8 protein-coding genes are annotated in these 26,970 nt (G+C 49.0%); all 8 read left to right on the plus strand.

What is annotated here, in order from left to right; all coding sequences use genetic code 11:
• The first annotated feature begins 126 nt into the window (after positions 1–126).
• The 8 genes from AABW11_RS03470 to AABW11_RS03505 all read left to right on the plus strand — a co-directional run bounded on the left by AABW11_RS03470 (position 127) and on the right by AABW11_RS03505 (position 26,942).
• Positions 127–18,366, plus strand: coding sequence for a filamin/ABP280 repeat domain-containing protein (locus AABW11_RS03470; RefSeq protein WP_340103379.1), 18,240 nt, complete (start codon positions 127–129; stop codon positions 18,364–18,366).
• A gap of 80 nt (positions 18,367–18,446) precedes the next feature.
• On the plus strand, positions 18,447–18,809 hold the full coding sequence (locus AABW11_RS03475; protein WP_340103380.1) for a DUF2237 family protein: 363 nt from the start codon (positions 18,447–18,449) through the stop codon (positions 18,807–18,809).
• Positions 18,810–18,916: 107 nt separating this feature from the next.
• On the plus strand, positions 18,917–19,402 hold the full coding sequence (locus tag AABW11_RS03480; protein ID WP_340103381.1) for a DoxX family protein: 486 nt from the start codon (positions 18,917–18,919) through the stop codon (positions 19,400–19,402).
• Positions 19,399–20,679, plus strand: coding sequence for an APC family permease (locus AABW11_RS03485; RefSeq protein WP_340103382.1), 1,281 nt, complete (start codon positions 19,399–19,401; stop codon positions 20,677–20,679). The genes AABW11_RS03480 and AABW11_RS03485 overlap by 4 nt, the downstream gene beginning before the upstream one ends.
• 676 nt (positions 20,680–21,355) lie before the next feature.
• Positions 21,356–24,178, plus strand: a complete 2,823-nt coding sequence (gene uvrA / locus AABW11_RS03490) for an excinuclease ABC subunit UvrA (RefSeq protein ID WP_340103383.1) — start codon at positions 21,356–21,358, stop codon at positions 24,176–24,178.
• A 187-nt stretch (positions 24,179–24,365) separates the two neighbouring features.
• Positions 24,366–24,575, plus strand: a complete 210-nt coding sequence (locus AABW11_RS03495) for an addiction module protein (RefSeq protein ID WP_340103384.1) — start codon at positions 24,366–24,368, stop codon at positions 24,573–24,575.
• On the plus strand, positions 24,575–24,874 hold the full coding sequence (locus AABW11_RS03500) for a hypothetical protein (protein WP_340103385.1): 300 nt from the start codon (positions 24,575–24,577) through the stop codon (positions 24,872–24,874). Before AABW11_RS03495 ends, AABW11_RS03500 begins: the two co-directional genes overlap by 1 nt.
• Before the next feature lie 514 nt (positions 24,875–25,388).
• Positions 25,389–26,942 carry a hypothetical protein gene (locus AABW11_RS03505; RefSeq protein WP_340103386.1) on the plus strand — a complete coding sequence of 518 codons (1,554 nt, stop codon included), beginning with the start codon at positions 25,389–25,391 and terminating at the stop codon, positions 26,940–26,942.
• Positions 26,943–26,970: the final 28 nt, after the last annotated feature.

A 26,970-nucleotide genomic window follows, 5' to 3' on the forward strand; every position in this document is an offset into this window, starting at 1 on the left:
AGATTAATCTAATGGCGTGCGTTCGGTTCTTTTGTTAACTAATTTGTCTTTATCAGCTATTAGGCTGAAATCGCTTTTTAGGTAAAAATAGAGAGTATTGAACTGTTTTCCTCTGATTTGACATATATGAGACGACTTCTATTTGTATTGGCTTCCATCATCGCAGTTTTAACGTTCAGCTGCGATACAACTCAGCCGGACTTTGATGATGCGGTCCCGGGTGTGAACACGCTGACCACAACTGTATCACCCGATGAAGGAGGCGAAGTTCTTCCGTCCGAGGGTGAGTTTGTTGAAGGCACCACTATTGAAATTGAGGCTGTGCCAAATACGGGTTACACGTTCGACCGATGGGAAGGTGATTTGGTGGGATCGCTCAACCCGACATTCTTATCGATGACTGACAATCGGTCGGTTACCGCATTCTTTTCAGAAATTGAGGTGCCGCTGACGATCAATATTGTGGGCGAAGGATCTGTATCGCAGGAAATTATTAACCAGGAACAAGAGCAGGCTGCCGCATCACTCACAACTAAGATTAAAACGGATACACCTACAGATACACTTTCGGTTAATCGGGACGGGGGAAATCAGAAACTTCAAAGGGATGGAAATCGCGCGATTGACGAAAGCGTTGATGGGTCGGAACTCAAAAGAGAGCGGCCGCCGTTGCCTGATGAGAGAATTGAAACGACTGAGATTCCTCAGCAACGAGCAGAAACGCGCTCGCAAAAAGCAATTACAACGCTTCAGCTGACGGCGGTTCCCGAAGACGGCTGGCGGTTTGCCCGTTGGGAAGGAGATCTGACTGGCTCACAAAACCCCGATACGCTGGTGGTTGAGACAGAAACAGTTGTAACAGCCATTTTTGAGCAAGAGGTTACCGAACTGTTTACTCTTGATCTCACTATTGAGGGACAGGGATTTATTGAAGCGGTTCCCGACAAATTGGAATATACCGCCGGAGAGGAAGTTATGCTGACGGCCGTTCCGGAAGATGGCTGGGAGTTTTCTCAATGGAGTGGTGACTTAAGCGGAAGCGAGAACCCCGGGACGATCATCATGGATTCGGATAAGCAGGTCACTTCCCGTTTTGTGATGGAAGGATCGGCATCAATGGAGATTGTGCAGCAGCCTTCGCAAACGGTGGCCGGCGAAACGATATCACCGGCTCCAGCCGTGAGATTCACCGACTCAATTGGTGAACCGGAAGAGGGAATAAATATTCAGGCAACGCTGAATGCGGAGAGTTTTTCCGGGAGTTCCGTAACAACCGTTTCAACAAGTGCTGATGGCGTTGCAACATTCGAGCAATTATCGGTTGAAGCGGCCGACGGAAATTACCGAATCGAGTTTGAGGCGTTAGACTCTGATGTGCCCACACTCAGCACATCACAGTTTACAGTCATGGCTGCAGCGGGAGATCCTTCGGCAAGTTCCGTTAGCGTTCCCGATGGTATTGCCGGTGAGTCGACTATTATTAGTATATCCGTTGACGACAGTTTTGGGAACCCTGTATCGGGCGCCGAGGATCAAATAAATGTAGCTGTAACGGGTGATAACAGTGCCTCGCCCGTAGTTACAGCAGGTGGAGATGCGGGAAGTTATACTGCAGAATACACGCCTCAAAGTATAGGCAGTGATCAGATTGCCGTAACATTAAACGGTACAGCAGTTGCCGGGTCACCCGTCGAAAGCGTGGTGACGGCAAGTGATGTGAGTGAGGAAAATTCCACGGCTGATATTTCACCGCAAGAGTTGCAGGTGGGTCAGGAAGCAACGATCACGGTAACTGCAAAGGATGATCAAAACAATCCATTGAGCGGGATTGAAGATGAAATCCAGGTGTCAGGAGCTGGTGATGCAACAGTCAGTTCGTTTACAGAAGACGGGCAGTCAGGCGTTTATTCCGCAACCGTGACCAATACGGTACCGGGTGAGCTTTCCCTGACCGTATCGGTTTCCGGCGTAACGCTCGAGCCTGTGCTTGTCGTCACATTTTTGACAGGCGGCGCGGAAAACATAGAGATTGTGTCGGGTGATAATCAATCGGCTAAGGTAGGCAATGAGCTCCCCAATCCTATCATCGTACGCGTGACAGATGCATTTGGTAATCCTGTTGAGGGTGAGACTATTACATTTACATTTGATGAAACGCCGGGTGCTGCAGTGGGTCGCTCCATTGATCCGTCAACTGGAGTGACAAATACTGACGGGGAAGCGTCGGCGATTGTTACCCTTGGAAACACTCCGGGAACTTACACTGTGGAAGCATCAGCAGAAAATGCGGGAGCTGTCACGTTTAACTTCCAGGCTACGATTGGTCAGGCGTCGGCTATATCCATCACCAGTCAGCCAGCTACCACTGTGGCAGGCGAATCCATTTCACCCTCTCCGGCAGTGGAGATTACCGATGATGAAGGAAATGGCATTGAGGGTATAGAGGTTAGTGCCGGGCTCAATGGCGGAAATTATGCAGAGCAAAGCACTGTTCAGGTATCAACAAATAGTTCAGGTGTAGCGGCATTTGGCGACCTGAGAATTACAGAATCCGGGACAGATTACACGATTACTTTTACGCCGGCGTCTTCATCTGTAAGTGACATTACCTCGGATCCGTTTGATGTATCAGCCGCAGTTGCTGATCCTGCGAACAGTACAGCCGATGTGCCAAACGGTTCCGCGGGAGATGTAACGGAGATAACCATCACGTTGCAGGACGAATTTGGAAACCGGGTTGAAGGCGAGGCACCTAACTTGTCGCTTTCTGTAAGCCTGGGTGCCAATTCCGGTGCATCATTTACCTCAGTGTCCGACGAGGGTAATGGAACCTATCAAGCCAGCTACATACCATCTGCAACGGGCACCGATGAAATTACGATAGAGCTGAATGACGTGGCTATCGATGGAAGTCCGTTCGTGAGTGAAGTGGTAGCTACTGATGCTGAAAACATTGAAATTACCGTCCAGCCGCAAGACGCAGTTGCCGGAGAGGTCATCGACGGATCACCGGCTGTTCTTGTGACGGATGATCTTAGTAACCCCATCGGTAATGTGGATGTAACCGTTTCTGTTGATGGGGGGGCGGGAATTTCCGGTGGTACAACTGTTGTGACCACGGATATTTCCGGAACGGCTGTTTTTGATGACCTTGTGATTGAAACATCCGGCAGTTTCCGTCTCCGGTTTGATGCTCTCGGAGTGTCGGAAGATGCGGTGTCTGACCCGTTTGAAATTTCAGCTGCAGGGGCAGATAAAATTGCGCGTATAAGTGGAAACGGGCAGACCGCAACAGTGTCGGAAGCTTTAGACAATCCGTTTGTGGCAGAAATTACTGACCCCTTTGGAAATCCTGTATCAGGCTTTGCGGTTGAATTTTCTGTTGAGGAAGCTCCGGACGGAGCTGCTGGTCAGTCGTTGAGCAGTGAAACCACAGTTACGGATGCCAATGGCCGCGCCTCTTCAATTCTCACTCTTGGCGATCGTGTGGGGAACTACTCCGTATCGGCTGCATCTGCAGTTGGAAGTGTACTTTTCAACGCTACGGCAGTTCCTGGAAATGCACAGACCTTTTTGTTAGATGAGGTCAGCAGTCCTCAGACAGCCGGCGCTTCATTCCTTATTAGCATTACGGCGTTTGACGAGTTTGACAACATCGCCACAGGGTATAGCGGTACAGCCACTCTTTCTACTACGGCCGGAGCAATCACGCCAGGCAGCTTGAATTTTGAAGATGGAGAAGCATCACAAAGCATACGCGTAAGCGGAGCCGGATCCAGTCAAACTATAACGGCCACAGATGGGTCGATCAGTGGCACTTCAAATGAGTTCGATGTTCAAACGGGCGGCGCATCGAATGCAGAGATCGCACAACAGCCTTCAAATACAACTGCAGGGCAAGTAATTTCGCCATTCCCGGCAGTAGAAGTGACCGACGCGCAAGGTAATCCAATAAGTGGCGTAAGTGTGGAAGCAGGACTGAATTCAGGCGGTTTTTCATCTGGTTCGGCCACACAGACAACAAATAGCAACGGCGTAGCTGAGTTTGGCAATCTTACGATCCAGACGGCCGGTGACTATACGATTCTGTTTAATGTAGCGGCATCTGGTGTGGATGATCCGGTATCCAGCCCGTTTACAATTACTCCGGCTGAGGCAGATCCGCAGAACACGGATGCGTCGGTGCCGAATGGAACGGCCGGAGAAGATACCTCTATACTAATTACCGTTGAAGATGCTTTCGGTAACCGGGTAGATGGAGTTGCCTCTGAATTGGCGATCTCAATTGCAGGAGCAAACAGTGCTACTCCTTCAGCAAATCCCATCGGAGACGGGCAATACCGAGCTGTTTATACGCCAAACAACTCTGGTAATGACCAGGTTTCTATTGAGCTAAATGGCACGCCGATTTCGCGAAGCCCCTATTCAAGCAGGGTTTCAACCAGCGATATCAGCAGCAGTGTTTCATCTGTTAGCGCCAACCCTGAAACGGTTCAGGCGGGCAGTACCTCACAGGTTACTGTGCAGCTTAGGGATGCAAGCGATAACCCGATCACCGGGCTTACAAATTCGGATTATAATATTAATGTAAGCGGCAACGGCTCAGCGGGAACGGTAAGTGAGTCATCGTCCGGAACCTACCAGTTCAATGTCCGGAATACGACGGCACAGCTGGTTACGGTATCGGTTAATGCAAACGGAGTATTGCTGGACGATGCACCACAGATCACCTTTACGGCCGCGGATCCGAATCTGATCGCTATTCCTTCCGGTTCGCAGCCGGGGTCGTCCATCGCGGGTGAGATCATCACAAACTCACCATCAGTAAGAATTCTTGATGAGTACGGTAATTCGGTTCCTGAGGTTAAGGTAACCGTAAGTGAACTGAACGGAGAGTCCTTTGCTTCCGGCAACTTACAACAAACTACAAACAGTAGCGGAGTAGCACAGTTTAGTGATCTGGTGATTAACCGGGCGGCACAGTATCGACTGCTTTTTTCAGCTCAGGGCGGTTTATCAACCACATCACAATCCTTTGTGGTTGATGCTGCGGAAGCTGATGCAGGCAATACAACTGCAAATGTTCCAAACGGCTCTGCCGGAGATCAGACCAATATCACCATCACAGTACGGGATGCTTTCGATAACCTTGTGGAAGGGGTTGATGAGGATTTGGCAGTGAGTGTTAGCGGTGCGAACAGCGGGGCAGATACAGAGCCTGTAACTGATGAGGGTAATGGGATATACTCTTCAGCTTACACTCCTGAGGTCACTGGAAGTGATCAAATCACGATTGAACTGGATGGTGCAGGAATACAAGGCAGCCCCTTTACAAGTGTTGTGATTACAAGTGATGCCGAAAATATTGCCATTAATACACAGCCTGGAAACTCAATCGCTGGTGAATCGATTGCAGGGCCACCTTCGGTTCGGGTTACGGACGATCTTGACAATTCGGTTGGCGGCATAGAGGTAATTGTAAGCATAAATGGACCAGGCTCCCTTGCCAGTGGTACCACAAGTGTAAATACCAACGGCAGCGGAATTGCGGAGTTTGATGATCTCGTGATTGAAACGGCGGGTTCCTACACGCTTGAATTCAATGCGATTGGCGTGAGCGTGAATGCAGTATCCGATTTGTTTGATGTAGCCCCGGCACAAGCTGATAAGATTAGCAGGGAATCCGGAACAGACCAGTCAGCAACGGTTACGGCACAATTGGATGATCCGTTTGTGGTACGGATTACGGATGCATTTGATAACCCTGTATCCGGAACCGATGTTGAGTTTTCGATTATCGACACACCTTTGGGAGCAAGCGGGCAGACTTTGAGCAACACATCTGTTTCTACCGATTCTGAAGGTCTCGCTGAAACCACACTGACGCTCGGCGACATTACAGGGACGTATATGGTGACTGCTGCGGCAGGTGGTATTGGCAGCGTATCGTTCAGCGCAACCGCAAACGCGGCGGCCGCAAACTCCTTCTCGTTTGACCCCATCACTACTCCGCAGACAGCCGGACAGCCGTTTGGCATCCGAATTGTGGCACAGGATAGCCAGGGCAATACAGCATCCGGCTATCAGGGCACAGCAAACCTGAGTGCTGCGAGCGGTGGCATAACACCGGCCAGTACACAATTCACAAATGGTGTAGTTTCGCTCGACGTTGAATTGAATACGGCAGCAGCCGGCCAGTCGATTACGGCTGTTGATGGCTCAATTACCGGAACCTCCAATACGTTTGATGTGGAAAGCGGCGGCGTGAATGCGGCTAACTCTTCAGTCAGTGCCGACCGAACAACCCTTCCGGCGGGAGAAAATTCAACGCTGACTATTGAACTTCGCGACGGAAGCAATAACCCGGTCACAGTGCAGGCTGGCGATATCTCTGTTGATGTTACCGGAAGCGCGAATGCCGGATCAGTCACCGGTGATGCAGGAACCTATACCTCGGTGATCACCAATCAAACTGCGGAAACCGTAACCGTTACAGTCTTAGTGAATAGCACGACTCTGAATGATTCTCCGTCCATTGAATTCACTCCGGCGGCCGCGGATGATCTTGTTCTTGTTTCCGGCGACAATCAAAACGGGGCGGTTACCGAACAGCTCTCTAATGATTTTGTAGTCCGGGTTGATGACGCCTTTGACAATCCTGTACCGAATGAAAACGTGGAATTTGCGATCACTAACACACCGGCGGGTGCAAGCGGTCAGAACCTTAGTAACACATCAACCGTAACCAATTTAGACGGTGAAGCCTCAACACGATTAACTCTCGGGGATACGCCCGGAACCTACACAGTTGAAGCCTCAATCAGTGGTCTGGGAACTGCAACCTTCACCGCAGAAGCGGAGACCGGTACTCCATCACAAATGGCGGTTGTCACGCAGCCGGAAAATACAAAAGCCGGCCAGCCGATCAGCCCTGCACCACAGGTTCAAATCACTGACATTGCAGGTAATCCAGTAGCTAATATAAATGTGACCGTAAGTGAAAACAGCGGCTATACCTTTGATGGCGGAACGCTTACCCGCTCAACGGATGCATCAGGTGTAGCTACGTTTGGCGATCTTGTGATAGAGACATCCGGCAGGTATGCTCTGGTGTTCAATACGTCTGTATCAGGCGTGCCAGGTGTGACTTCGAACTTATTTAATGTGAATCCCGGTGTGGGCGATGCAGAAAGCAGTACGCTTGAAGTGCCTGACGGAACTGCCGGAGAAGAGACTGAGATAAAGATCAAAGTGGAAGATGAATTTGGTAACGCGGTTGATGGTGAGGAAAGCAATCTCTCCGTTTCTGTCAGCGGGGCAAATATCGCATCACCGAATGTAGTTCCGGCACCGGTAGAGGGGGAATATTCGGCGCCATATACTCCATCTAATTCCGGTAATGATACTATTGAAGCAACTCTGAGCGGTGTTGTACTTTCAAATAGCCCCCAGTTTAGTACGGTATCTGTTAGTGAAGTAAGTGCAAGTGAATCTATTGTGCAGGCGAATCCAGCTGTGTTACAGGTAGGAGGAAGTTCGGTTGTTAGGATTGATCTTAAGGATGGGTCCGGGAACCCAATTGCCGGACTAGGCGAGCCAGATTTTTTTTTGAACGTCAGTGGTAACGCCATAGCGGGACTTGTTAGTGAAACGTCATCGGATGGTACATATGAATTTACAGTTCAAAACACGACGGCCCAGCAGGTTCAGGTAACGGTTGAGGCGCAGGGAACGGTACTTGATGATACACCTCAAATTACGTTCAACGCCGGCGACCCTGCCGATATATCAATTGCGAGTAATCCCGGATCAACTACAGCGGGTCAGATTATTTCGGAATCTCCGGCTGTAGAGGTTCTTGACGAATTTGATAACCCGGTACCGGGCGCAGATGTGACGGTTACAGAGCAAAGCGGACAGACATTTGCTTCCGGGGCAACGACTGTGTCGACCAATTCTTTCGGTAATGCCCTGTTTGAAGATCTTGTGATCAATACGTCCGGTCAGTATAACCTCGTGTTTACAGTCGGCGGAAGCATTACGATCACGTCAAACGCGTTTAGCGTAGAACCCGCAGATGCAGATCCGAACTCTACAATCGCTGATGTGCCGAATGGAGCCGCTACAAATCAAACCGAAATTACAATAACCGTTGAAGATCCGTTTGGCAATCGGGTTGAAGGGGTTGCAGGGGCTCTCGCAGTGAGTATTGGCGGGGCGAACAGTGGTGCCGTCACGGAGCCGATCACAGATGATGGAAACGGACGTTACTCTACAAATTATACTCCGGACAGTGCAGGCGATGATGAAATTACGATTACGTTAAATGGCACTGAAATTTCCGGAAGCCCATATTTAAGTACCGTTTCAACCAGTGAAGCAGAAGCAGTTGCTGTAGAAACAGAGCCTTTACAGACAATCGCTGGCCAGGCGATTGCGGGGCCACCTGCAGCCCGGGTTACTGATGCAGGAAATAATGATGTACCCGGTATTGAGGTGATCGCCGGACTGCAAAGTGGCACGTTTAGCAGCGGTACAACTTCTGTAGACACAGATGGAAACGGAATAGCTGCGTTCACTGATCTTGTGCTCAACACGGCCGGGAACTACGTGATGGAATTTTCTGCCATTGGCGTGAGTGAAGATGCGGTCAGTCAGTCTTTTGAGATTATTGCAGCAGGTGCAGATGAGTTGTTGATTAGCGATGGCAATAATCAAACCGGTACCGTGACAGAGTCGCTGACTGAGTCGCTTGAGGTACTTGTGACGGATCCATTTGGAAACCCGGTATCGAACCAGGAAGTGAGTTTTGATATCACTGGCACTCCTGCCGGTGCAACCGGGCAAATTTTGACCACACTCGTTGCTGAAACGGGTCTGGATGGGCTTTTGTCCACAGAACTGACGCTCGGAAATCGTCCAGGAACGTATGAAGTGACGGCATCATCGGGTAGCCTTACTGATGTGACGTTCACGGCAACGGCTGAAGCGGGACCGGCCACAGCGTATGAGTTTGATACAATCCCTACTCCACAAACGGCAGGGCAGCCGTTTACAATCTCCCTGACGGCGCTGGATGACCAGGGCAATACGGCTGATAGCTACGGCGAATCGTTGACACTGAGCGCATCGCAGGGCACGATATCACCTGCAACGGCCGGTTTCACAAACGGAACTGTCAGCCTGGATGTAACTCTTGACCAGGCAGGCAGCGGCATCACCATCACGGCGACGGACGGCATTATTACGGAAACATCTAATGCGTTTGATGTTCAAACCGGCGGGATTGATGCAGCCAACTCATCGGTAGCAGCAAGTCCGCTTAGCTTGCAGGCTGGCCTGAGTTCTACGCTTACGATTGAGCTTCGCGACAATAATAATAACCTCGTTGGTGGCGTGGATGCCGGCAGTTTTGACATTTCGCTGACAGGTGACGCAATAGCCGGGACAATCACTGAGCCAGCAACAGGGACATACACTACAAATATCAGCAACGAAACGGCGGAAGTGGTTACGGCCAGTATCACGGTAAACGGCACGTTGCTAGACGATACTCCTCAAATTGAATTTACACCTGCTGATGCGGATCCGGCAGCAACAACGGCGAATGTTCCAAATGGCGCTGCCGGTGATGCAACATCTATTGTTATCACGGTATCGGATGAGTTTGGAAACCCGGTAACAGGAGCTGAGTCTGCGCTTGATGCATCGGTTAGCAGCGGGCCAAACGCCGGTGAAACATTTACGGCGATTACCGACAATAATGACGGAACCTACGCGACCAGCTATACGCCTTTAACGATTGGAACGGATGAAATTACGATCACGTTAAACAGCGTTGAAATATCCGGCAGTCCATATTCATCTGATGTGATCGCAAGTGATGTAAGTGCTACTAATTCTATCGCCGCTGCGAACCCGACTACCCTTGAAGTAGGGAATCCATCTGTTATAACTTTAGATGTTAGGGACGGAAGTAACAATTCAATTGAAGGATTATCATCCGCAGACTTCAACGTAAGCGCATCAGGATCGGCAACAGCGAGTTCAGTATCTGAAACGTCCACGGCCGGTACCTACGAATTCACTGTAAACAATGAGGCGGCGGAGACGGTCACCGTTACCATTACGGCTACCGGAACTACACTTCAGGATACTCCTGAGATCACTTTCACTGCTGCTGATCCGTCAAGAATTACCGTTTCAACTCAGCCGCAAAATGTGACAGCCGGCGAGTCAATTCCCGGCCCGCCATCCGTAACCCTTGAGGATACATTCAATAATCCTGTTCCCGGTATTAACGTTACGGTGAGTGAGCAGGGAGGACAAGATTTTGCCAGTGGATCCTTAACTGTGCAAACAAATACATTGGGAGTGGCAACATTTTCTGATCTCGTGATTACTGAAGAGGGACAGTACAACCTTGTATTCAGCGAGCCGGGCGGAGTCACGGCCACGTCAAATGTTTTCAATGTAACTCCTGCGAATGCAGATGCAGCCTTCACTACGGCTGATGTGCCAAACGGTGCGGCAACAGATTTTACCTCAATTACCATCACTGTACGGGATGCATTTGGTAACCGGGTTGAAGGGGTTGCAGATGATCTGGCACTGAGTATTAGCGGTGCCAATGAGGGAGCTGCCGTGGATCCAGTTACGGATAATGGAAATGGATTATACTCCACCGGTTACACGCCTATAGAAACCGGGATAGATGAAATCGCGATCACACTTAGCGGTATTGGAATCGATGGAAGTCCTTATTCAAGTAATGTTGTGACAAGTGATGCAGAAAATGTGGCTGTAGAAACGCAGCCGATCCAGACCGTTGCCGGTCAGCCGGTAGCAGGACCACCTGCGGCGCGGGTCACGGATGCAGGAGCTAATAATGTATCTGGTGTGGAAGTAATCGCCGGTCTGATAAGCGGAACGTTCAACAGCGGTACAACATCCGTAGATACGGATGTCAGCGGCATCGCTACATTTACAGACCTTGTGATCAACGCAGCAGGAAGCTACACGATGGAATTTAACGCTGTTGGCGTGAGTAAGAATGCCTCAAGCCAGGTATTTGAGATTATTGCAGCCGATCCCGCAAATCTTGTCATCAGATCCGGAAACAATCAGAGCGCCACTGTTACAGAAGCACTGGCGAATCCATTTGTGGTACGTGTGACCGATGAATTTGATAATCCGGTGGAAAGTGAAGAGATCAGTTTTATAATTTCAAACACTCCTTCGGGGGCCACGGGGCAAAGTCTATCTGCAGCCACTGTTCTGACTGACTCTGACGGCCTCGCCCCTGTTTCATTCACGACAGGCAATGTCTCGGGCGACTACAGCATAACAGCCTCAGGAACGGAAATCGGGTCGGTCGTATTTACGGCAACGGCAGAGCCGGGTGCCGCATCGGCATTTTCGTTTGATACAATCTCTTCACCTCAAACAGCCGGTACCGGGTTTACAATCACATTATCAGCTCTAGACGGTGAAGGCAATACCGCTGTCGACTACAATGGTACGACTACTCTTACCACAACGGCAGGGACCATCAATCCGGCTACGGCAGACTTTACAAGCGGAACAACCTCGGTAAACGTTACTGTTAGTGATGCAGGCACCGATCAGACAATTACTGCTGAAGACGGGGCTATAACAGGTATATCCAACACATTTGATGTTCAAAGCGGCGAGGTTGATGCAGCTAATTCATCAGTATCAGCGAGTCCGCTTACCTTGCAGGCGGGTCAAACCTCCACGCTTACAATTGAGCTCCGGGATGGAAGTAATAATATTGTGTCAGGCGTTGATACGGGTTCATTTAATGTTACGCTGACAGGTGACGCTACCGCGGGAACGATCACAGAGCCAGTTGCCGGTACGTACACGACAAACATCACCAACGAAACGGCAGAAGGAATAACGGCAATTGTTACGGCAAGCGGCACGCAGCTCAACGATGAACCTCAAATCGAATTTACACCTGCTGGTGCGGATCCGGCAGCAACAACGGCCAATGTTCCAAATGGCGCTGCCGGTGATGCAACATCTATTGTTATCACGGTATCGGATGAGTTTGGAAACCCGGTAACAGGAGCTGAGTCTGCGCTTGATGCATCGGTTAGCAGCGGGCCAAACGCCGGTGAAACATTTACGGCGATTACCGACAATAATGACGGAACCTACACGACCAGCTATACGCCTTTAACAATTGGAACGGATGAAATTACGATCACTCTAAACAGCGTTGAAATTTTCGGCAGCCCGTACTCGTCCACCGTGACGACCAGCGATGTGAGTGCCTCGAACTCGAATGCGACAGCCAGTCCTGCGAGTCTCGTAGTCGGTAATCCATCAACGGTGACTGTAGAGCTTCGGGACGGAAGCAATAACCCGATTGCTGGTCTTTCTTCGACAGACTTTAACGTAAGTGCGAACGGATCAGCGACGACATCAGCCGTAAGTGAGATCTCCGGTGGAACCTACGAATTTACGGTCTCTAACCAGGTGGCTGAATCGGTGACGGTAACTGTAACGGCGACGGGTACCACCCTTCAAAGCACTCCTTCTATAGAGTTTACGGTGGGTGAAACGGCAACCATCACAGTAACAACCCAACCAAGCGATATTACTGCCGGGCAATCGATTGCCGGCCCGCCAACAGTCACCCTCGAGGATGAGTTTGATAATCCTGTTCCGGGCGTTAATGTCACGGTGAGCGAGCAGGGAGGGCAGACGTTCGATAGCGGAACACTGACGGTTCAAACCAACGCCTCAGGAATTGCGGCATTCAGCGATTTGGTGCTTTCGTCAGCTGGCCAATACAACCTTGTGTTTAATGAGCCGGGCGGCAGAACGGCCACATCAAATGCATTTGATGTGAGCGCGGCGACGGGTAATGCGGCTCAATCATCGGCGACGGTACCAAACGGTGCGGCCGGAGATGCAACATCGATCGTCATAAATGTATCTGATGAGTTTGGCAATCCGGTAACAGGTGCAGGCCTGGCTCTTGACGTATCGGTAACCGGCGGGCCAAATGCCGGTGAATCGTTTACAGGTATCACGGACAATGGCGACGGTACCTATACGACCAGTTATACGCCTTTAACGACTGGAACGGATGAAATTACAATCACATTAAACAGCGTTGGGATTTCCGGCAGCCCGTATTCGTCCACCGTCACGACCAGTGATGTAAGCGCCTCGAACTCGAGTGCGACATCCAGCCCGACAAGTCTTACGGTAGGAAGCCCGTCAACGGTTACGGTGGTACTGCGAGATGGCAGTGACAATCCAATTACCGGGCTCAGCTCATCAAACTTTGATGTAAACCCAAGCGGGTCAGCCACGGCAAGTACCGTAACTGAAACACCGACGGCCGGTACGTACCAGTTTACGGTATCGAATCAAACGGCAGAATCCGTGACGGTTACGATTTCGGCGACAGGAACGACGATTAATGATGCACCTGCCATTACATTTACCGCAGGTGTTCCTGAACGGCTCATTGTATCCACACAGCCATTGAGCGTCACAGCCGGTGAATCCATCCCCGGCCCGCCATCGGTTACACTCGAGGACCAGTTTACAAATCCTGTCCCGTCGATTGATGTGACCGTGAGCGAACAGGGTGGCCAGTCGTTTGCAAGCGGTACGCTGACGGTTCAGACGAATGCATCAGGAGCAGCAGACTTCACCGATCTTGTAATTGCAGATGCAGGGGAATACAATCTCGTGTTTACAGCAACCGGTGGAAAAACGGCTACGTCAAATGTCTTTGATGTGAGCCCGGCTGACGGAGATGCCTCCCAAACCACGGCGACGGTACCAAACGGATCGGCCGGTGATGCGACGACGATTACGATTTCAGTAAATGATGCCTTTGGAAATCCTGTGACAGGTGCGGCCGGTGATCTTTCGGCAACAGTGAGCGGAGCTAACACGGCCTCAATAAATACGTTTACAGACAATGGCGACGGTACCTATTCCGCCAGCTACACACCAACGGCAACAGGTGACGACACGATTGCAATTACTCTTGGCGGGGCAGCTATCCAGGGCAGTCCGTTTACGAGCACGGTGATCACCAGTGATGCGGCCACGGTAGAGGTGGCAGCTGAGCCCCTGCAAACAGTGGCGGGTCAGCCGGTAGCAGGTCCTCCTGCGGCGCTTGTGACCGACGATTTATCGAACCCGGTATCCGGCATTGATGTGGTGGCAAGTTTGTCAACAGGATCGTTTGCCAGTGGAACATCAACAGTTAGTTCAGATGGAAATGGTGAGTCGGTATTTAATGATCTGGTGGTGACCCAGGCGGGCTCTTACACAATTAACTTTAATGCCCAGGGAGTTGCCGCTGCAGCCACAACTTCAAGCTTTGATGTAATTCCTGCCACGGCATCTGACATTGTGGTCAACTCCGGGAACAATCAAACGGCTACGGTGACCAACACCCTGGCAAACCCATTGTCGGTGCAGGTGAGCGATGAATTTGGCAATGCGGTAGAAGGGAAGTCTGTCAGTTTTGAAATTACCAACGCGCCAGTAGGTGCAACAGGTCAAAGTCTGTCGGCCACAACGGTTCAAACCGATAGTGATGGACGAGCGACCACATCGCTGACTCTCGGTAATGTATCGGGAGATTATAATGTAACGGCGTCCGGTACGGGTCTTGGATCTGTACTGTTTACGGCCACGGCAAATGCGGGCGCAGCATCGCAGTTTGTATTTGATACCATCGCGTCACCTCAGACGGCCGGCTCAGGATTTACCATCTCGCTGACGGCGCAGGACACCGAAGGGAATACAGCCGGCAATTACAGCGGAACGGCCACACTGAGTACAACCGCCGGAACCATCACTCCGGCCACGGCTGATTTTGCGAGCGGACTTGCCTCCGTGAATGTAACGGTGAGCAATGCGGGAACCGGGCAAACAATTACGGCCGAGGATGGGCTCATTACGGGCACGTCAAATACATTTGATGTTTCGAGCGGCGGGATTGATGCGGTCAATTCAAGCGTGTCAGCCAGTCCGCTGACGCTGCAGGCCGGTCAGAGCACAACACTTACAATTGAGTTGCGCGATGGAAGCAATAACCCTGTCGGCGGTGTGGATGCGGGCAGTTTCACTATTGTATTGTCAGGCAATGCGACGCTGGGTGCCATTACGGAAGGAACAAGCGGCACCTACACCACATCCATCACGAACCAAACGGCCGAGACGGTGACGGCCACAGTAACGGTGAGCGGCACGCAACTTAATGACATCCCTCAAATTGAATTTACGGCAGGCAGCCTGGCAGCATTGACGCTGCTATCGGGAGATAATCAAACAGGAACAGTTGCCGAACAGCTGCCGGCGGACTTTGTAGTAGAAGCTGAGGATTCATTTGGCAACCCGGTAAGTGGCGTGCAGGTCAACTTTGCTATTGACCAGATTCCGGCAGGCGCAACAGGTCAGAGTTTGACCAATGCGCAAATTCTCACGGGATCTCTGGGCCGTGCGTTTACTCGCCTTACCCTGGGTAATCTTCCCGGTACATATAGTGTTGATGCTTCTGCTGCCGGGGTTGGATCGGTAACATTCTCGGCCCAGGCAGAAATAGGTGAAGCGTCGGTAATGTCAATTACATCCCAGCCAGGCGAAACGACCGCTGGAAGTGCGATCACACCATCACCGGAAGTAACGGTCACGGATGATGCAGGCAACCCAATTGATGGCGTGTCAGTAAGCGTGTCTGAACAAGGTGGATATACTTTAGACGGAGGGACATTGAGTGTTCTGACAGGTACAGATGGAACGGCTGCCTTTAATGATCTTGTCATCAACACAGCGGATAACTATACCCTTGTGTTTGATGCGGATGCACCGGCGGTTTCAGATGTGTCGAGTAACCCATTCGATGTCGTAGCTGCGGCTGGTGATCCTTTAAATAGCACGGCGAATGTTCCTGATGGAGCAGCAGGTGATCCAACAACCATCACGATTACGGTTTGGGATCAGTTCAATAATGCCGTCACTGGTGCAGATGGTGATCTGAATGTGAGTTTTGTTGCGGGGCCAAATTCAACTGAATCTTCTTTCAGCGGAATTACGGATAATTTAGATGGGACTTACACAACCAGTTATACTCCATCAGCTACCGGTACAGATGAGATAGCGATTACCCTGAATGGAACAAACATAGCAGGGACCACATATTTTAGTACGGTAGAAACAAGTGATGTGAGCGCATCGAATTCATCAGTCACAGCCTCGCCGGGAACATTGCCAGCCGGCAGCAATTCGCTGATAACGGTTGAAGTTCTTGATGGCAGCGATAACGTAATTTCAGGACTCACATCATCTGACTTTTCAATTTCAGTGAGTGGTAACGGAAATGCAGGAGCCATATCAGAAACGGCTACGGATGGCACATATCAGTTCAATGTCTCAAACACGACGGCTGAACAAGTAAGTGTAAGCGTCACAGCCACGGGAACTACGCTTCTCAACTCACCAACCATTACATTCACAGCAGCAGCTGCAGACTTGATGCTGATCACGCAACAGCCGCAAATATCAGAAGCCGCGCAACCAATCGCAGGGCCGCCAACGGCACGAATTACGGATGAATATGGTAACAGAGTGCCAAACGTGGAGGTTACGATTTCTGAACAGGGAGGGCAACCTTTCACAGTCGGAAGTACATCAACACTGAATACGAACAGTTTGGGGCAGGCCATCTTTGATAATATTGCAATAGAGCTGGCTGGAGAGTATAACCTCGTATTCTCGGTAGATGGAATTACAAACCGCACATCAAACCTGTTCACGGTGACGGAAAGTGATCCTGATGCGGCCCAGACAACTGCATCTGTTCCGAATGGTTCAGCGGGGGTTCGAACCCAAATATCCATCACTGTTCGAGACGCATTCGGCAATCGTGTTGAGGGCGCCTCGTCACTGATTGGAGTGCAAATTTCGGGAGCCAACGATGGCAGCACTCTGGAGGGAATACTCGATAATGGTGATGGCGTTTACTCCACAGCCTATACACCATCGACTACAGGTACCGACTTCGTGGCAATTGATATAGACGGTACGGCAATTCCCGGGAGTCCATTCTCGAGTGAAGTAACAACAAGCGATGCGGATAGTGTGGCCATTAGCCAGCAGCCGCTACAAATCGAGGCCGGAAACCCGATTGCAGGGTCACCGTCTGTTACTGTCACTGACCAATTCGGCAATAACGTGTCAGGTATCGAAGTGACGGTTCGTGAAAGTGGCGGGGCAGATTTCGACGCTGGAACTCTAACAGCCACAACAGACGTAAATGGCGAGGCGCTTTTTGATGATCTTCAGATCAATGCGGCAGGAACCTACACCCTGGTATTTGATGCGGTAGGTGTAGAGCTCGACGCAACGTCTGATCCCTTTAATGTTGTACCAGCCGCAGGTGATGCCGGATCAACGGTTGCAAGTGTACCAGCCGGAACAGCGGGTGAAGCAACGACTATTACGGTCGACGTTCAGGATATTTATGGAAATGGTGTTGAAGGGATTCAGGGTGATTTAAGCGTTTCTGTTACGTCAGGAGCTAATACCGGAGCAGGTGTTTCTTCAGTGGTCGATCAGGGAAGTGGTATTTATACCGCCACCTACACACCAACGGCGACGGGAACAGACACATTAACGGTTACCCTTTCAACTATTGCAATATCTAATAGTCCGATTACAAGTTTGGTAAGTGCAGGCGCAGCATCCACCCTTGAGATATCTCAGCAGCCGACTACAACAGAGGCTGGCTCGCTGATTAGTCCATCACCAACCAGTATCGTGAAAGATAGCGAAGGTAATGGCGTGCCGGGCATAAATGTTACAGCTACTCTAAGTGCGGATGATTTCACAACAGCGAGTACTGTCACAGTCACAACTGATAGTGAAGGCATCGCTATTTTTGGTGATCTGACGATAGAAGATGCCGCAACAGGATATACAATTACCTTTGGTACTGAGGCAGCAGGCGTGGCTGATGTAACATCAAATAGTTTTGATATTACTGCTGCTACTGCATCGGGAATTGAAAGCGTGTCGGGCGACGGACAAACAGCTCTCATCAACACACAGCTTTCGGATCCATTTGTTGTCCGTGTCGTGGATAATTTCGGTAACGCTATCGCTGGTGAAGATGTATCATTTACAATTTCCGGTGTGCCATCTGATGCCTCAGGTCAGTCGGTTTCGAATCTGACAGACACTTCAGATGCTGACGGTCTTACTTCCACAACCTTGACATTGGGTGATACAGCCGGAACCTACGCCGTTGATGCAGTATTTAATGGTGTTACTATCACATTTACAGCAGACGCTACGAATTAAATTTGAGCACTTTATATATATTGAACCGGATTTCAGTGCATAGGGAAATATTTGGGTAAAAATAATGTTGATGCCGTCTTATGAGTAAAAATGTATTCGGTTCCGATTTAATTACATGCAGTGAATCACCTAAAACGGGCTTTTACCGTGATGGGTGCTGCAACACTGGTCCGCAGGATCAGGGCGTACATACCGTATGTGCTGTTATGACGGAAGAGTTCCTGGAGTTCTCTAAATCCCGCGGAAATGATCTCTCCACCCCAAAACCACAGTGGAATTTTCCGGGCCTCAAACCCGGTGACCGCTGGTGTTTATGTGCTCCGCGCTGGCTTGAAGCGTACAAAGCCGGCAAAGCTCCCCAAGTAAAACTGGAAGCAACCCACGAAAAAACGTTGGATGTGGTTGAGATGGAAAAATTGCTGGAGTTTGCAGTAAAAGAATAGTTATACCCAGCGATATTTAGAAAAGACCATTCATCGCTATGTTATGATAGTGTTAAATGTTTTGAGTAAACTGCCAGTCTGTACCCAAATTCAGTACATTTTGATGTATGAAATATCAGCAGCTCTTTCGAACAGACGCAGAAAAAACAACTATTCTGATCAGGCTACTTGTTGGCATCGTTTTCGCATCTGAAGGGTTACAAAAATTTCTCTATCCGGATTTGAGGGGAGCCGGCCGGTTTGAATCGATCGGGATTCCGATACCGGAATTCACCGGCTATATGGTGGGTGGATTCGAAGTAATCTGCGGCCTGATGGTTCTTGCCGGATTTTTGACCCGACTCGCTGTTATTCCTTTGATCATTATCATGATCACGGCTCTTTTCACCACAAAACTACCCATTTTGCTGGGCACCGGGTTTTGGGGATTTAGTCTGCGGGAGTTGGATTATTATGGGTTGCTGAGTATGCTTCATGAATCCCGAAACGAACTGGCGATGTTGATTGGCAGCATCTTTTTATGGTTCAAAGGGGGCGGCTATTGGTCATTAGACTACCGTATGCAATCCATTATTGACAAAAATTTCAAATGAATAACGAACTTAGCCGCTCAATTCGAACTCCCGGAGCCATTTTTATGGGGCTGGGATCCATCATCGGGACGGGCATATTTGTAAGTATTGCCATTGCCACTCAAATTGCCGGCAACGGTGTAATTATTTCTATCATCATAGCCGCAGTGCTCGCATCTCTTAACGGCCTGAGCAGCGCACAGCTCGCGGCTGCACACCCTGTCAGCGGCGGCACGTATGAATACGGATACCGGTTCTTGAACTCATGGTTTGGGTTTACGGCCGGATGGATGTTCCTCATCGCAAAGTCGGCATCTGCAGCAACCGCTGTTCTGGGATGTATCGGATATATTTTTTACGCATCAGGAATCGAATCAACGGGCTGGATGATTGTTGGCTCGGGTTTGATTCTGCTGGTTTTGATGACGGTACTCGTTTCAGGCGGAATCAGTAGAAGTAACCGTGCAAACACGGTGATAGTCGGGATCACACTTGCGGGTCTGGCTATTTTCGTGATGACAGGATTCTTCACCAATGGACTCCCAATACGTCCCATTATTCAAGCAGTGACAGATACATCACTCTCATCAATTCTCTACGGTTCTGCCCTGATGTTTGTAGCCTACACAGGGTATGGCCGGATTGCAACGCTGGGTGAAGAGGTGGCTGAACCCCGAAACACCATTCCGAAAGCCATAATTCTGGCAATGGTTTTGATCGTGTTCATTTATCTGGCAGTTTCCCTCACGGCCCTTCAGATTTTAGGAGCCGAAGCTTTTGGTCAAACTGTAGAGGGTGAAGCGGCTCCGCTGATGATCGTGGCGCAGGCGCTGTCGGTTCCGTTTATTGGACCGGTAATCACCTTTGCCGCCATTACAGCGATGCTTGGTGTACTCCTGAACCTGCTTCTTGGTCTCTCGCGCGTGATGCTCGGCATGGCCCGTCGAAAAGATCTGCCGCATGTCCTGTCTTCCATCATGCCGGAGACAAAAAGCCCCGTTGCGGCCGTATGGGGCACAGCCCTGATTATCGGGCTTCTGGTACTCAGCGGTGATGTGGTATTCACGTGGAGCTTCAGTGCGTTTACCGTGTTGATCTATTACGCAATCACAAATCTGTCTGCGTTCATGCTGCCTGCTGAACTGCGTCTCTATCCCCGGATTATTCCGGCTCTGGGTCTGTTTGGATGCCTGTTTCTTGCCTTCTGGATTGAACCGGCAATTTGGGGCAGTGGGTTGGTACTTTTGGGAGCTGGACTGATCTGGCATGCAGTGGCTAAAAAGGTTAAGGTTCTCTGAATCGAAATCCCTCACACTCAACCTGCCAGGTGAAGACGCAGAACTCAGAAACATAGACCGAGTTACTGAAGGCTGAGGCTCTCTGAATCGACATCTCTCAACCTCAATCTGCTAAGAGAAGATAATGAGCTCGGAAACAATGACTGAGTTACTAAAGGCTGAGGTTCTCTAAATCAACTTCACTCAACCTCAACCTTCCCTGAGAAGACAAGCAATTCCGCGACAGAGATAAAGTGACTTAAGGTTGAGGTTTTTCGTTTCAACTCTCCTCAGCCTCAACCTCTTCTGAAATGGTATCGCAGGCTGCATCGCACAGAAAGTTCAATGAGGCTGAGATTCTCTGAGTCAACTTCACTCAACCTCAACCTCACCGCTGACCCTCTCCTCTGTCTCCTCTCCTCTGTCTCCTCTCCCTATCTCCGCGGAAAGGCACCGCTTGATATGGAAAGGAGGACTCCTGGATGAAATCGATGGTTCTTTGGGTTTGATCGCCATGCACAAGTCTCTCCCCTCCCTTTTCCGTGCATTTCGGAAAAGGGAGGAAAGAACAAGTGGGGTGGGTCCGGAATGTGCTCTTCTTTACTTTCGTTACGAATAATTCAATCTCACAGCCGTTACTGTTCGCACATATTTTTCGTAACTTTATCAGTTTAGTCAACTTCAGAAATACCTCTTCATGAGTAAAGCCCCGATCAAGTCAGCGCCTACGTCTAAAAATGGAAAAAGCTCTCCCGCCCATGACAGACCCATTGTCGTAAAAGGTGCCCGTGTTCACAATCTTAAAAATGTGGATGTAGAAATTCCAAGAAATAAGCTGACCGTGGTGACGGGAGTCTCAGGATCAGGAAAATCGAGCCTGGCGTTTGATACGATTTATGCAGAAGGGCAGCGACGCTACGTGGAGAGCCTGTCGAGCTATGCGCGCCAGTTCCTTGAGCGAATGGATAAACCGGATGTCGACTTTATGCAGGGCATCTCTCCGGCGATGGCTATTCAGCAAAAGACAACATCGTCGAATCCCAGGTCAACTGTCGGGACGACGACTGAAATTTATGATTACGTGCGTCTCCTCTTTGCACGTATTGGTAAAACCATCTCGCCAAAGTCAGGAAAACAGGTTCAGAAAGACAGCACGCGCACGATTCTGACCGAGCTGAATGAGATGTACGATGAGGGCACAAAGTTTTACGTGCTCTTTCCGATGGATCTGCGCGACGGACGAAAAATGAAGGATGAGCTGGATGTCTTGAAGGAAAAAGGCTTGACGCGTCTTCTGGACCTGAAGGACGAGTCGATTATTGATCTGACCCGTGATGACATCAAGCCGAGCAAAATCAAACCGGACAGGCACAAAATTTTGATTGACCGCCTGGTGCTTAAGCAGGATGATGATACCAGAAGCCGTATTGCGGATTCTCTTGAGACGGCATTCCGAGAAGGCAGCGGCAGATGCTCGGTGAAGATCCGTGATGGCAAAGAACATCCCTTTAGCGAGCGATTTGAGCGAGATGGCATGGAGTTTTTGGAGCCGTCACCCCAAATGTTCTCTTTTAATAACCCTTTTGGTGCTTGTGATAAATGCGAGGGATTTGGAAAAGTGTCGGGTATTGATGAAGACCTGGTAATTCCTGATCATGAGAAAACCATTCGAAATAACGCCATTGCCCCGTTTGATTCTCCCAAGTTTAGTCAGCATCTGAAAGATCTGATCAAGGTAGCGGCACGGTATCAGCTTCCGATTGATGTGCCTTATAAAGATCTCGACAAAGAGACCCGTAAAATACTTTGGAATGGGAAAGACGAGTATATCGGGATCCATAAGTTTTTTGAGGAGATCAAAAGCCAGTTTTATAAAGTGCATATGCGCGTATTTTATTCGCGATATCGCGGGTACAGCCGGTGTCCTGAATGTGAAGGGTATCGTGTGCGAAAAGATGCGCTCTATGTGAAAATTAACGACCTGCATATTGGGGAAGTGACCGAAATGACGATCGGACACGCCCGTGGATTTTTTGAAGATCTGGAGATCACTGACTTTGAAAAAGAGGTGGCCGGACAGATTCTATATGAGATCCGAAAACGGCTGAAATACCTTGATGAAGTTGGGCTTGACTACCTCACGCTCGACCGCCTTACCAATACGCTCAGCGGCGGTGAATCTCAGCGAATCAGTCTGGCAAACTCACTTGGAAGCTCCCTGATCGGAAGCCTTTACGTGCTGGATGAACCCACTATCGGGCTTCATCCACGCGATAACGATCGGCTGATTAATATTCTGAAATCCTTGCGCGACATCGGGAATACGGTACTGGTTGTGGAACACGATCCGGAAATGATGAAGGCCGCAGATAATATTATCGATATTGGCCCATTTGCGGGATCACACGGTGGTGAAATAGTATTTACTGGTAAGTATGAAGACCTCCTTGAGGCTAAATCACTGACCGGCAAATACCTGAGTGGCCGTATGGAGATCCCGATCCCTGAGAAGCGACGAAAAGGAAACGATAAATCGATCTTCATCAAGGGTGCAACCGAAAATAATCTGAAAGCGATTGATGTGGAGTTTCCACTGGGGAAACTGGTGTGCGTCACCGGTGTTTCCGGCTCCGGAAAATCTACGCTGGTTCACGACACACTGTACGCCCATATTCAGAATCAATTGGGCACGTGGAAAGACAAAATTGGCCGTAACCGTGGGATTGATGGCGTCAGGAATATTGAGGCGGTTGAGATGGTGGATCAGAGTCCGATTGGGCGATCCACACGATCAAACCCCGCCACATACACAAAGGCATTTGACGGTATTCGTGACCTGTTCTCAAACACGCGTCAGGCAAAAATCATGGGTTATACGCCAGGGCATTTCTCATTTAACGTGCCGGGCGGACGGTGTGAAAGCTGTCAGGGTGAGGGCGTTCAGAAGATTGAGATGCAGTTTATGGCCGACATCGAGTTGGTCTGCGAAGAGTGCGGCGGCACTCGGTTCCGAAAAGATATTCTCCAGGTAAAATACCGTGGGCACAACATTCATGATGTGCTGGAAATGAGTGTCAGCGATGCCCTTGAATTCTTTGTTGACGAGGCGACGATCGTCAATAAACTTCAGCCGCTGGAAGATGTAGGGCTTGGATATCTTCAGCTTGGACAGAGTGCAACAACACTGTCCGGTGGAGAGGCACAACGCGTAAAACTTGCAAAATTCCTGTCCAAAACGAATACTGACGAAACGCTTTATTTCTTTGATGAACCCACAACCGGTCTCCATTTTGAAGACATCTCGAAACTGCTAAAATCCTTCAATGAACTTGTTAATCAGGGACATTCGGTGATCATCATCGAGCATAATCTGGACGTGATCAAGTCAGCCGACTGGCTGATTGACATTGGTCCGGAAGGCGGCTTTGGTGGTGGTCAGATCGTAGGCGAAGGCACTCCTGAAGATATTTCTGAGATGGATGAGAGTCATACGGGGCGCTTTTTGAAGGATGTGTTGTGATTAGTCTTTATGACGAACTTCTATCAATTTAAGTATCGTTAGCTGATTGTCAGGCTTGAGTCAGTTTTTTAGTCTTTGTGTCAAAATATCTAAAAAATATACAATGTGTGATCGTTGATGAGTACATTCAGTTTGAGTAATTGAGTATTCGAAGCCATATTTGAAGGAAAAACGTAAAGTTAATCATATGAAAGAGATTATTTTAAAAGTCCCGGATCAGAAAGTTGACTTCGTGTTGGAGTTGGTCAAACAGCTTGGTTTAGAAGTAGAATCAGAGGAAATAGAAATTCCTGAAGAACATAAAAATATAGTGAGGGAGCGAATATCAAAATCGCAAGAAAATCCTGACCGCTTGCTTGACTGGAACAACGTAAAAGGTGGATTTAAAGTTGATTGATGGCTTATAAAATCAATGTACAGCCGGAAGTCAGGAGTGATATTCAAGAAGGAATAGATTGGTACAATGAGCAGGAGAACGGTTTAGGAATACAATTCTTTTCATCTGTGGAGACTCATTTTCGTAAACTTCAATCGAACCCATTTTATCAAGTTAGATATGATGATGTTCGTTGTATGCCAATGAAAAGGTTTCCATACATGATTCATTTCACTGTTGATGAAGCTCAAAAACTAGTAAAGGTTCACGGTGTAATCGGTACTTTAAGAGATCCGAAAATATGGGAAGAGAGAAAATAATATAATCATGAAAGGAATTTGATAGGATAAGTTAGTAAGAGGTATTCAAGTATCATAAGGATGACGTCGACGTCTAAATTTTAGCCAGATTGGCTGATCGATATCGGTCCCGAAGGCGGGTTTGGCGGTGGTCAAATTGTGGATGAAGGCACGCCGGAGGATATTTCTGAGATGAATGAGAGTCATACCGGTCGCTTTTTGAAGGATGTGTTGTGATATGAAACACATTCGAGGAAACAATCCTTGAGATGAGTTTTACCACAATGAAGCTAGCAAAAGTATGCTTATTCTTGCTAATTGCGCATGTTAATGTAAATCAGGGGTACTCTCATAAAAGACTTTCAGAATTGTAACAAAGCCCTTTCCACGATCTCTTGTAAACAAGAGGCTTATTGGCGTTTTCTATCATTAAGATTTATTCCTTTCGCTAAATGAAATGCCAATTTTACCGATAAAAGTCTCTTGGCCGCATTTAAAAAAATGCGGTTTTTGAATAGGATGTAACACTGGCTGCATGATCCCCCGACTACTCTATCTCAACTGGAAGCTGTTTATGGCACGCCTCACTAAGCTGCAGGCGGCGCTGTTGATCGGCTACACACTCTTTCTGGTGAGTATGTTCTTGAATATTATGGGGACGGCTGTTGTCGTGGTGTTCCTGGATTCGACCACCGCTCAGCTTGAGATGGACCTGCCCTGGCTCACGGCCGACATGCATCATCTAATTCTGCTGACGTTTGCGAATGTGTTTTGGTTCATCCACTTCTCGTTTACAAACACACGAATGGTCAATATAGACGAGAACAGAAAGCTTCTCGCCTTTGCTTACCCGTCGCGGAACCTTGCATGGCACCTCAACCTGATGAGCCTCTACCACCCGGTAAATATGATTTATAATTTTACGTGGTTCGTTTTCCTTGGGCTTCAGGTTCACTCGGGCCTGAATATTCCGGTACTTGTGTGCGCGGTAATTCTCAGCTATGGGCTTATTTATTCAGTAAAACAGCGGTTCTTAAAATTGATGGAGCGCAAATTCAGGCTCATCGTCGGAAGCGGGTTGTTTGTGTTCTTTGGAGTCATACTGGCGATTGCTGCAATAACCCGTGACCCAGAAGCTATTTTGGGTCCTCTGGCCATTCAGCTGTCCGAAGTGCTGACTGTGCTTTACTGGCTGCCGGGCGGGATACTTTACAACGCAGCAACTTTTGCCTTTGATCCGCTTACAGTTGCTGTTCTGTTGGTCTTGATGATTGGTTGTATTTACGTTGTGTTCCTGGATCATTATGTACAAACACGCCGTGGTTTGCTCAATCCATCCTTCAAAAAAGTGAATAAAAATATCAGTTCACTTTGGGCCTTTCTGAAACGCTGGCTGGGGCCAAACGCAGGGAAATATCTCTACTACGTGGCCATTCATCCCTATAATAAACTTCAGCTTCTCGCCATACTGATCATACCAATTGTCTACATTCCAATTCTTCTGTTTATGGATTTTGGCGTCATTACACAGATCCTGGTGTTAACCATGCTGGCGGCTATTCCGGTAGCTTTGCTGGCAATGGGAATGGCAAACATGTTTGGCTACGAACATCGTGAGATGCTTCTCCACCTTCAGTTCCCGGTTTCGCTGAAACAGCAGCTACAGGAGCGATTTCTCGGCGTTATCACAATTCCCATTATTCTTTTTTTCGTGATCACCGTGCTGGAAATTATCTACCTTCCGCAGCTTGGTACAGTGTTTGGGATTTACATCGCTAATACCTTTTTCTTTCTCTGTTTTATGCTCTTTTTTATGTGGAGCTCGTTTTATCAGTACCAAACAGCACGCTACAGCACATTCAGCTATAAGCACCCGATTGTTCCGCAGAAAGTTACGTTTACAATATCAATGATGATTTTTGTGCTGGGCTATGCTGTATTTGTTCCGCTGGAGTTTGCGCACAATTACCGGCTTTGGTTTATGGGCTCTTTAATAGGCGTGATCTGCCTCTACCTGATGATAAACATCGAGCTTTTGGCAGGCGCATTCCGTAAGAAAATTTTATTAAAGCTTTGGAGTGATTTTTAAAAGTACCAGCAAGGTAATGCAGGAATTT

The sequence above is a fragment of the Rhodohalobacter sp. 8-1 genome, assembly GCF_038150125.1.
Classification (GTDB): Bacteria; Bacteroidota; Rhodothermia; order Balneolales; family Balneolaceae; genus SW132.

Excerpts from the sequence above, each read along its gene's own strand:
- uvrA (WP_340103383.1), top strand. The coding sequence starts at position 21,356 with ATGAGTAAAGCCCCGATCAAGTCAGCGCCTACGTCTAAAAATGGAAAA.
- AABW11_RS03505 (WP_340103386.1), top strand. The coding sequence starts at position 25,389 with ATGATCCCCCGACTACTCTATCTCAACTGGAAGCTGTTTATGGCACGC.
- AABW11_RS03500 (WP_340103385.1), top strand. The coding sequence starts at position 24,575 with ATGGCTTATAAAATCAATGTACAGCCGGAAGTCAGGAGTGATATTCAA.
- AABW11_RS03475 (WP_340103380.1), top strand. The coding sequence starts at position 18,447 with ATGAGTAAAAATGTATTCGGTTCCGATTTAATTACATGCAGTGAATCA.
- AABW11_RS03485 (WP_340103382.1), top strand. The coding sequence starts at position 19,399 with ATGAATAACGAACTTAGCCGCTCAATTCGAACTCCCGGAGCCATTTTT.
- AABW11_RS03470 (WP_340103379.1), top strand. The coding sequence starts at position 127 with ATGAGACGACTTCTATTTGTATTGGCTTCCATCATCGCAGTTTTAACG.
- AABW11_RS03480 (WP_340103381.1), top strand. The coding sequence starts at position 18,917 with ATGAAATATCAGCAGCTCTTTCGAACAGACGCAGAAAAAACAACTATT.
- AABW11_RS03495 (WP_340103384.1), top strand. The coding sequence starts at position 24,366 with ATGAAAGAGATTATTTTAAAAGTCCCGGATCAGAAAGTTGACTTCGTG.